Below are 568 nucleotides of genomic sequence, written 5' to 3'. Positions count from 1 at the left end.
GTCAATAACCAAGCGCACAAAAGAAAACGCCCGGTTGAAAAAAAATCAACCGGGCGTTCCTTGCTGTAAGAGCCTGACGATGTCCTACTTTCACACGGGAATCCGCACTATCATCGGCGCTAAGTCGTTTCACTGTCCTGTTCGGGATGGGAAGGAGTGGTACCAACTTGCTATGGTCATCAGGCATAACTTGTTGACAGATTGTCCAAAGAACAATCCATCGAATTCATAGAGTAAATCAGCTTGTATTTAGATTCGCACAGCTGCTGAGCTATGCTTTTTGAATGCGTCAACTTGGCATAACAACTTCGAATTAATCAAAGTTATAGGGTCAAGCCGCACGAGCAATTAGTATCAGTTAGCTTAACGCATTACTGCGCTTCCACACCTGACCTATCAACGTCCTGGTCTTGAACGACTCTTTAGGGGGCTCAAGGCCCCGGCAGATCTAATCTTGAAACGAGTTTCCCGCTTAGATGCTTTCAGCGGTTATCTCTTCCGAACTTAGCTACTCGGCAATGCCACTGGCGTGACAACCGATACACCAGAGGTTCGTCCACTCCGGTCC

General features: G+C 47.4%; 2 rRNA genes. Both read right to left on the bottom strand.

The annotated features are described in order from the left end of the window. Window positions 1-71: 71 nt before the first annotated feature. Window positions 72-184, bottom strand: a 5S ribosomal RNA gene (gene rrf, locus AC1D1X_RS25310). Between the two features lie 143 nt (window positions 185-327). Further along, window positions 328-568 (bottom strand): 23S ribosomal RNA (locus tag AC1D1X_RS25305); the annotation flags it as partial.

The organism is Polaromonas sp. P1_G4, from assembly GCF_056405475.1.
The sequence above is the reverse complement of the archived record's forward strand: the minus strand, read 5'-3'. Positions and strand labels throughout refer to the sequence as shown.